The 7,880-nt window shown below is 61.5% G+C and carries 10 protein-coding genes; 8 read left to right on the plus strand and 2 right to left on the minus strand.

Features of this window, described 5'->3' with window-relative positions; genetic code table 11:
- The first annotated feature begins 3 nt into the window (after positions 1–3).
- Genes ureG through yut form a run of 3 tightly spaced genes read left to right on the plus strand, consistent with a single transcriptional unit; the run spans position 4 to position 2,667 of the window.
- Positions 4–645, plus strand: coding sequence for an urease accessory protein UreG (gene ureG, locus RE4_RS25130; protein ID WP_007731713.1), 642 nt, complete (start codon positions 4–6; stop codon positions 643–645).
- Entirely contained in the window at positions 642–1,589 is a 948-nt protein-coding gene (locus tag RE4_RS25135; RefSeq protein WP_060939556.1) for an urease accessory protein UreD, read from the plus strand. Before ureG ends, RE4_RS25135 begins: the two co-directional genes overlap by 4 nt.
- 34 nt (positions 1,590–1,623) lie before the next feature.
- A complete protein-coding gene (gene yut / locus RE4_RS25140) occupies positions 1,624–2,667 on the plus strand; it encodes an urea transporter (RefSeq protein ID WP_060939557.1) in 1,044 nt (347 codons plus the stop codon).
- 11 nt (positions 2,668–2,678) lie between these two features.
- Here the strand turns inward: yut and RE4_RS25145 are convergent, their stop codons facing one another.
- Positions 2,679–3,257: a hypothetical protein gene (locus RE4_RS25145; RefSeq protein WP_024488167.1), complete on the minus strand. Its 579-nt coding sequence runs from the start codon at positions 3,255–3,257 to the stop codon at positions 2,679–2,681.
- A 196-nt stretch (positions 3,258–3,453) separates the two neighbouring features.
- On the opposite strand from RE4_RS25145, the gene RE4_RS25150 reads away from it, so the two are divergent.
- The 3 genes from RE4_RS25150 to RE4_RS25160 are packed head-to-tail and all read left to right on the plus strand — an operon-like array spanning position 3,454 to position 5,726.
- Entirely contained in the window at positions 3,454–3,975 is a 522-nt protein-coding gene (locus RE4_RS25150) for a gluconokinase (protein ID WP_020905835.1), read from the plus strand.
- A complete protein-coding gene (locus RE4_RS25155; RefSeq protein WP_020905836.1) occupies positions 3,972–4,754 on the plus strand; it encodes an SDR family oxidoreductase in 783 nt (260 codons plus the stop codon). Before RE4_RS25150 ends, RE4_RS25155 begins: the two co-directional genes overlap by 4 nt.
- A 45-nt stretch (positions 4,755–4,799) precedes the next feature.
- Positions 4,800–5,726 carry a D-isomer specific 2-hydroxyacid dehydrogenase family protein gene (locus tag RE4_RS25160; protein ID WP_042950370.1) on the plus strand — a complete coding sequence of 309 codons (927 nt, stop codon included), beginning with the start codon at positions 4,800–4,802 and terminating at the stop codon, positions 5,724–5,726.
- Here the strand turns inward: RE4_RS25160 and nac are convergent.
- The gene (gene nac, locus RE4_RS25165) at positions 5,720–6,643 is read right to left on the minus strand and encodes a nitrogen assimilation transcriptional regulator NAC (protein ID WP_047888770.1); all 924 of its coding nucleotides are present in this window, start codon (positions 6,641–6,643) and stop codon (positions 5,720–5,722) included. The two genes, RE4_RS25160 and nac, sit on opposite strands and share 7 nt — an antisense overlap.
- 191 nt (positions 6,644–6,834) lie before the next feature.
- Between nac and RE4_RS25170 the strand changes: the two genes are divergently transcribed.
- Together RE4_RS25170 and RE4_RS25175 are read left to right on the plus strand one after the other, a co-directional pair.
- Complete coding sequence (locus RE4_RS25170; protein ID WP_020905839.1) at positions 6,835–7,638, plus strand: LamB/YcsF family protein; 804 nt, start codon at positions 6,835–6,837, stop codon at positions 7,636–7,638.
- Positions 7,635–7,880, plus strand: a 246-nt coding sequence (locus tag RE4_RS25175) for a carboxyltransferase domain-containing protein (protein ID WP_255246889.1), incomplete at its 3' end; no start/stop codon positions are given. The genes RE4_RS25170 and RE4_RS25175, both read left to right, overlap by 4 nt.

Here is a 7,880-nt window from a genome sequence, read left to right on the forward strand (position 1 = left end):
ACGATGAAGAAGACAACGCGCATCGGAATCGGCGGACCCGTGGGTTCGGGTAAGACCGCACTCATCGAGGCGATCACGCCGGAGTTCATCAAGCGGGGCACCAGCGTTCTGATCATCACCAACGACGTGGTCACCACCGAAGATGCCAAGCATGTGCGCAAGGCTCTCAAAGGTGTTCTCGTGGAGGAACGCATCGTCGGCGTCGAGACGGGGGCCTGTCCGCACACCGCCGTTCGCGAAGACCCGAGTATGAACCTCGCGGCCGTCGAGGACATGGAGAAGACGTTCCCTGACACTGACGTGGTCTTCATCGAAAGTGGTGGCGACAACCTCACACTGACATTCAGTCCGGCTCTCGTCGACTTCTTCATCTACGTCATCGATGTGGCCGCAGGCGACAAGATTCCGCGTAAGAACGGTCCGGGAATCTCGCAGTCCGACATCCTGGTCATCAACAAGACCGATCTCGCACCGTACGTCAACGCCGATCTCGGAGTCATGGATCGCGACTCCAAGGGAATGCGGGGAGACAAGCCGTTCGTCTTCACCAATTGCATGACCGGGGAAGGCATCAAGGAAGTGGTGGACCTCATCGTGCACGGAGTCCTCTTCGACGAAGAGGAAGTGGGAGCGAGCGCACCGTGAGCGCACCGCCCGCCCCGGGAGCATCGCGGGCGCTCCCGGGTCCGATCCCGACCATCCCGGAACTCGACCAGTACCAGGACCAGCCGAAGCAGGCTCCGGCCGGCAAGGTCGGGAAGACCGGCGTTCTCGAGATGCGATTTGTCGACCGTGGCGACAAGACGATTCTGCGGGACATGTACCGCAAGACACCGTTGCTCGTTCAGCAGGCGCTGTACTGGGACGAAGCGTTGCCGACCATGCCGTGCGTCTACATGATCTCGACGTCCGGCAGTGTGTTGCAAGGTGATCGACTGTTCCTGACCATCGAGATGGAGCCGGGTTCTCTCGCGCACGTGACCACTCAGTCGGCCACCAAGGTTCACCGGATGGATGCGAATCACGCGTCGCAACTCCAGAAAGTGGTGCTCGCGGAGAATTCGTATCTCGAACTGATGCCGGGGGTGACGATCCCACACCGCAACGCGAGGTACTACGCGCGCACCGACATCACGGTGGATCCGACTGCAACGCTGTTGTTCTCGGAGATCGTGATGCCGGGTCGCAAGTACCACGACGGCGGAGAGATGTTCGTCTACGACCTGTACTCCACAATGATCAAGGCGGAGCGTCCGGACGGGAAGAACCTCTTCACCGAGAAGTTGGTGATCGAACCGGCACGCTTCCCCGTGCGATACGGCGGAATCATGGGTGACCACGACGTGTTCGGCAATGTCATCTTGTTGACGCCGAAGGAGCACGCCGACGCGATTCTCGAAGAGGTAGTTCCGGGCCGTGACGGCAAGGTCGTTTCCGGAGCGAGTCGGCTACCGAACGACGCCGGTCTCATCTTCAAAGTCCTCGGTCCGGAGAGCGAACCCGTCAAGGCGAAGGTTCGTGATTTCTGGGCTCTGGTGCGAAAGGCAGTTCTGCACACCACCATTCCGCCCGTCCCGCTCTGGGGATGACGCGGATCGTCGGATATGGATCGAGGGACGTGCGATGACCACCATCACCAAACCCTGGGACGACGTCGCGGACAAGAACGTCGTGCTCAGATTCATCGACACCAATCTCAAAGGCTCCGGGCAGGTGATGTTCCAGGGCAATGCGCTGACGGGCCTGCTGTTTCTGGTCGGTATCTTCTGGGGAGCGATAGCCGCGGACACGATCACCGTCGCGATCGGTGCCGTTGTGGGTCTGGTGGTATCCACCGTCACCGGCATGATGCTGCACTCCGACGACGATTCGATGCGTATCGGCCTGTACGGATACAACGGAATTCTTGTGGGAGCTGCCTTTCCGACGTTCCTTGCCGGTGGCGTGATGCTGTGGATCTACCTCGTGGTGGGAGCTGCCGCGTCGACCATCGCGTTCCTGGCTGTCGCCAATGTCTTCAAGACCTGGGGCGTACCGGCGCTGACCTTTCCGTTCAACCTCGTCAACTGGTTTTTCCTCCTCGCGGCGTTCCAGTTCCTGCGGATCGAAACGTCGGACCTCAGCGCCGGCCAGTTTCCCCAGCACATCGGGGACTCGTCGGTTCATGCCGACATCACTTTCAACTTCCTGTGGGACACGCTGTTTCGCAACGTCTCCCAGATCTTTCTGATCAACAACACTGTCACCGGTATTATCTTCGTGATCGCGCTGCTGGTCGCGTCGCGTTGGGCGGCGTTGTTCGCGCTCATCGGTTCCGCGATAGCGATGGGTTCGGTACTGGCGCTGGGTGCCAACACCGTCGACATCGGGAATGGTCTCTACGGGCTCAGTTCGGTGCTGACGGCAATTGCTCTGGGATCGGTGTTCTACAACCCGTCGTGGCGTGTGTTCGTCTACACCGTCTTCGGAGTGTTGGTCACTGTTGTCATCCACGGCACGCTGGTGTCTGCGTTCGCTCCGATCAGCCTGCCGGCCGGAACGGGCCCGTTCGTCTTCGCGACGTGGCTGTTCCTGCTGCCGAAGAAGAAGTTCGTTCCCATCCAGCACGACACCATCGAGGGCGGAGCGGCCGAAGGCAAGGATTCGATCGCAAAGGCGAACGGCTGAGCGTGGTTTGGTCAGACTTCAGTCGCATCGAGGTCGCGTCTGGCTAAGGTAACGAAATCGTCTGAGTGAAGAGTCATCTCGCCAAGTCGGGAAAAGCTAGATCCGTACATCTCGTCCACCACGGTCACATCGCTACCTGGCTGGGCAGCCGAAGAAAGGGCAATGACAACTCCGTTTACTATGTCGAGTTCGTTCTCGAGATAGCGTGCGATGGCCCCTGATCCGACGATCATGGCTTTAAGGCTGGAGCTTCGAAGTTGGTTTGTAGCGTCGTTCAGGATACCTTGGTTGGCGTAGAATAGCTGGCTATTTTGAGGTGCGGGATTGGCGCGACACACCTGTCCGATCCAGGAGTAAGCCGAATATGCTGCAATCCAATTCGATCGAGCCGCCCAGTAGATCCCGTAAGATTCTTGTCTTTTGGACTTCAGGAAATCTCTGGAGGCGTTCTTTTCTTGCTTTATCGCGATCTCCCACGCGAGATTTTCTTTCTGCGTTTCTGTTCGCTTCGTGACGTGGATGTTGTATGCGCCCACAAGGGCGCCGATCACCGTAGTCAGCAGTAGGAGAGAGAACTGATTGCTGTTCATTGTTCGATTGCCCCCGCCGGTTTGATTCGTTCACGTATCTGGCCATGCCGTCGTGAAATTACCGTCTACCACCGACACCGTCGGGCAGTCCCATTCGACTTAGAACTTAACCAATAGATCGTTCCGCTATGGCACCCTCGCGAACCGGTATCGCTCGAGTATTGTCTGGCCTCCGGTAGTCGGGCATGGTCGAAGCATGACCGTGCAGGTAGTTGTGATGGGTGTGGCCGGTGCGGGAAAGAGCACCGTGGCAGTAGGTCTCGCCACGTCTCTCGGAGCAGACTTCGTCGACGGTGACGATCTCCATCCCGAGTCCAATGTCGCCAAGATGCGTTCGGGGACACCGTTGACCGACGAAGATCGCGTGCCGTGGCTCGACGCGATCGCGGCCTGGTTGTCCGGGCGTGCCGATGCGGGACGAACAGGCGTCGTTGCCTGTTCGGCTCTGCGGAAGGACTATCGGGACCGGTTGCGCCCGGACGGTCTTGACGTGCAGTTCGTCCACCTGGACGGTGAATTCGAGACTATCTCCGCACGTATGCGTTCCCGCGCCGGGCACTTCATGCCGGAGAGTCTGCTCATCTCCCAGTTCGAGGCTCTCGAACCGCTTACGGACGACGAGCGCGGCATCACGCTGAATGTCGTATCCAAACCGAGCACACTGGTGGGCGAGGCAGTCGACTACATCCATACATCTCAGAGGAGCGTCACAGCGTGAGTAGCACCGCAAGCCCCGGCCCGTTCGACATTTCCGGGAAGGTCGCGCTGGTGACGGGTTCGAGCCGAGGCATCGGCTCGGCCCTCGCTACTGGTCTCGCCGAGGCGGGTGCGGTAGTGGTGCTCAACAGCCGAAATGTCGACGTGCTCGAAGCCGAGCGTCGACGCATCGCCGACGCGACCGGTGCAACGGTGCACGCATTCGCTTTCGACGTCACCGATTCGGCTGCCGTCCGGGATGCGGCGACACGCATCGAGGCGGAGGTCGGCCCGGTCGAGATCGTTGTCAACAACACCGGCGTGCAGCACCGTGCCCCGCTTCTCGAGTTCGGCGACGACGACTTCCGGCGTGTCATGGACACCAACCTGACCAGTGCGTTCTACGTCGGACGTGAATTCGCCCGAGCCATGGTCGAGCGCGGACACGGGAAGATCGTCAATATCTGCTCGGTGCAGAGCGAGCTCGGCCGAGCGGGAATCGCACCGTACGCGGCCAGTAAGGGCGGGCTCAAAATGCTCACTCGCGGAATGTGCGCCGACTGGGCACCCTTCGGTTTGCAGATCAACGCGATCGCACCGGGATACTTCGACACCGAACTGACCTCTGCGCTGGTCAACGATCCGGAGTTCACCGCGTGGCTCGCCAAGCGGACACCCGCCGGACGCTGGGGCCGTACCGAGGAGCTGATCGGGTCGCTACTGTTCTTGGCATCCCCGGCTTCGGATTTCGTCAACGGTCAGATCCTCTACGTCGACGGCGGAATGACGGCCGTCGTCTGATTGTCCGCTGTTAGATCGTCCGCTACTCGAACAGAAAGCACCCACATGACAGACGCCAGCGCCCCTCGCATCCACCTCGGTCCCGTCGAGGATCCTCACGTCGCCGACGGAATACGCCGAGCCGGTGGAGTTCTCGTTCCACTGGCAGAAGCCGAGGGCGTCGTGTGGGTACAGGGGCCGGAGACGTTCCCGTCGGCGCTACCCGATTCGGTTCGCTGGGTGCAGTTGCCGTTCGCCGGGATCGAGCCCTGGTTCGACGCCGGGGTGATCGACGACAAGCGGGTCTGGACGTCTGCTGCCGGAGCGTACGCGGGCAATGTTGCCGAACATACGATGATGCTTCTCCTCGCCGGAGTTCGCTCTCTCCCCGAACAATTGGCAGCGCAGTCGTGGCGCAAGGAAGAGTTCGACCCGCGGGTGGGCACTTTGCAGGGCTCGACAGTGGCGATCATCGGTTGCGGCGGAATCGGCCGTGCGTTGATCCCGTACCTCGCCGCGTCCAAAGTCAAGGTCATCGCGATCACCCGCTCCGGGACCCCCGTCGAAGGCGCTTCCGAAACGCTCTCAGCCGATCGCACCGGCGAAATCTGGTCCAAGGCTGATCACTTCGTGATTGCAGCACCGTCGACATCCGCGACGCGGCATCTGGTCGGCAAGGCCGAACTGGACCAGATGTCGGAGTCGAGCTGGATCGTGAACATCGCGCGTGGCACCCTCGTCGACACGGACGCATTGGTCGACGCCCTCGAAGCCGGTTCGATCGGCGGGGCGGCACTGGACGTCACCGATCCCGAGCCGTTGCCGGACGGGCATCGGTTGTGGAAGCTGCCCAACGCGATCATCACTCCACACGTCGCCAACCCGGCTACGACGCTCACCCGCGTCCTGGCAGATCACGTTGCAACCAACGTGGCCCGGTTCGCCGCAGGTGACGACCTCACCGCTGTGATCGATCCGTCGGCGGGCTACTGACCGCTCGCGTTGGTTCCCTTCACATAGTCGGCCACGACGGTGCGCAGAACATCGCGCACCGCCTCGGCCGGTTTGGAGAGGGGCTGATTGGCCGGGGTGCCAAGGGAGACATGCACTTCGATGCCCGGCTCGATGCGTCGTAGCTCGAGGGCTTCGACGTCCATGACCCTGCGGGCCACCGACCACGGCAGGACCGTCGCACCCAATCCGGTGCGTACGGCCTCGGACAGAGTCATCACCGATTCCACTTCGGCCACGACGTTCGGTTGCTGCTCTGCGCGGTCGAAAGCCTGCTCCACCACCTTGCGGATGGTGTGCATCCGACCCGGAAGCAATAGCGGCAGTTCGGCGATCTCGGACAGGGAGATGTCGGATCCCGATTCGCCTGCCAGTCCGGTACCGAACGGCGCGACCACCACCAACTCCTCGGTGAGCAAGCGCTCGAATGTCACACCCTTGATCGGGCCGGCGTCGTACAACAACGCCAGATCCATGCGACCGGTCATCATCGCTTCGCTGAGCACACCACCGAAGTTCTCGTTGATGTGCAACAAGATATTCGGATGCTGCTCGCGCACACGGGCCAAGAGCGGCAACGCAATTGCCGTCGCGGTGCTGTACGGGGCGAGGCCGACGGAGACGCCACCCGCCAGCGCCCGTCCGACCACGGACACCTCGGCCTGAGCACTCTCCACCTGACGCAGAATCACCTGAGCATGCCGATAGAGTGCATGCCCCGCATCGGTCGGTTCGACACCCTGTTTGCTGCGGATCAGGAGTTGCTGACCGAACTGCGTTTCCAGCGATGTCATCTGTTGGCTCAGGGCGGGTTGTGCGATGTGCAGGATGTCGGCGGCTCGGGTGATGCTGCCGGCATCGACAATTCGTACGAACGAGTAGAGCCTTCTCGTGTCCATGCTGTGCAAACTACCAGCTCAACGGACATATCGAATTCCGATCACCCCAACGCGAAACGGTATTAACAACCCTTTGGTGTTCCTGAGTAGCGTCCCAGAAACACCGAAGTCGACACACAGAACTTCGACAGTCGGACCAACCACGGGCAACGGCGCCCGTACGAACAAGTAAACGAACCGGAAGGACCGAAATGGCAACCAGCATCGATCTTGTCGCCGATCTCGGCGAAGGATTCGGCACGTGGACCATGGGCGCCGACGATGCTCTGCTCGACACGCTGACTTCGGCCAACATCGCTTGTGGATTCCATGCAGGCGATCCACGAACCATGGACGCGACCGTTCGGGGGTGCGTATCCCGCGGTATCGGAATCGGCGCGCATCCGAGTTTTCCGGACCTCGCCGGATTCGGCCGTCGCGCGATGGATCTCAGCGAGAACGAGGTCCGAACCGACGTGCTGTTCCAACTCGGCGCCCTTCATGCCTTTGCAGTCGCGAACGGAACGTCGTTGTCGCACATCGCTCCCCACGGCAAGCTCGGGAATCTTGTTGCCGTACGCCAGGATTACGCCCGCGCCGTCGTCGATGCGGTCACGGCCTTCGATCCGTCGTTGATCGTGCTCGCCCAGGACGGGGCGTTGGCCGACGAGGCGACTGCCCGCGGATTGTGCGTCGGCATCGTCGGAATCGCGGATCGCGCATACAACTCCGACGGAACTCTCGTGGCCCGCAGCGAGCCGGGAGCAGTGATTCACGATGTCGACGTTCTGGTCGAACGGACCGTTCGGATGGTGGTCGAGGAAGTCGTCGAAGCTGTGGACGGCACGTTGATCCCGGTTGTCGCCGACACGGTCCTCGTGCACGGTGACAACCCCGGTGCCGTCGCGAATGCGAAAGCGATTCGCGCCGCGCTCGAGGCCGCCGGTGTCACCATTGCGCCGCTGGCCCAGGTCGTGGCGTCACGGCGGGCCCGTGATGTCGGGTGTTCCGCGTGAAGACCTACGTCGCCGACTGTGGTGACGCCGCCGTTCGCGTCAATGTCAGCGGCGGGACCGCCGAGCAGAACTGGAACACTGTCCGATCGATCGCCGCACGATTCGATCTCGGTGCCGACGGCATCGTCAGCGTCATCCCGACGTACGACGCCCTTCTGGTCGAGTTCGACAACCTCCTCACCGACCACGACGCCGTCCGCGGCCTGGTTCGCGAAGCAACGACTATCCCCCGACCGCTGGAA

The sequence above is a fragment of the Rhodococcus erythropolis NBRC 15567 genome (genome assembly GCF_001552595.1).
Taxonomy (GTDB): domain Bacteria; phylum Actinomycetota; class Actinomycetes; order Mycobacteriales; family Mycobacteriaceae; genus Rhodococcus_F; species Rhodococcus_F erythropolis.

Coding starts and splice junctions, on each gene's coding strand:
- RE4_RS25160 (WP_042950370.1), top strand. CDS start 4,800: ATGACAGACGCCAGCGCCCCTCGCATCCACCTCGGTCCCGTCGAGGAT.
- yut (WP_060939557.1), top strand. CDS start 1,624: ATGACCACCATCACCAAACCCTGGGACGACGTCGCGGACAAGAACGTC.
- ureG (WP_007731713.1), top strand. CDS start 4: ATGAAGAAGACAACGCGCATCGGAATCGGCGGACCCGTGGGTTCGGGT.
- RE4_RS25170 (WP_020905839.1), top strand. CDS start 6,835: ATGGCAACCAGCATCGATCTTGTCGCCGATCTCGGCGAAGGATTCGGC.
- RE4_RS25145 (WP_024488167.1), bottom strand. CDS start 3,257: ATGAACAGCAATCAGTTCTCTCTCCTACTGCTGACTACGGTGATCGGC.
- nac (WP_047888770.1), bottom strand. CDS start 6,643: ATGGACACGAGAAGGCTCTACTCGTTCGTACGAATTGTCGATGCCGGC.
- RE4_RS25150 (WP_020905835.1), top strand. CDS start 3,454: ATGACCGTGCAGGTAGTTGTGATGGGTGTGGCCGGTGCGGGAAAGAGC.